Genomic DNA, 334 nt, shown 5'->3' on the forward strand with positions numbered 1-334 from the left:
GTTATTGTAGAGTGTCCTCCCATAAGCAAAAAGATGATCTTGAAAGACAGATAGAAAACGTAAGAACCTATATGTTAGCAAAAGGTTATCAATTTGAAATCATTTCTGATATTGGCAGTGGGATTAACTACAATAAAAAGGGATTAAATCAACTCATAGATAAGATTACGAATTCAGAAGTAGAGAAAGTAGTCATCCTTTATAAAGATCGTTTAATTCGATTTGGTTTTGAATTAATAGAAAATCTATGTGACAAATATGGAACAACAATTGAAATTATAGATCACACGGAAAAAACCGAAGAACAAGAATTAGTTGAGGATTTAATTCAAAT

Annotated in this window: 1 protein-coding gene; it reads left to right on the forward strand. The window is 29.6% G+C overall.

Annotation, left to right across the window (positions count from 1 at the left end):
- The coding region (locus tag VQL36_RS21080) for an IS607 family transposase (protein ID WP_349251301.1) at positions 1–334 on the forward strand (334 nt) is incomplete at both ends.

Source organism: Chengkuizengella sp. SCS-71B, from assembly GCF_040100845.1.
In the GTDB taxonomy this organism is placed as follows: Bacteria; Bacillota; Bacilli; order Paenibacillales; family KCTC-33759; genus Chengkuizengella.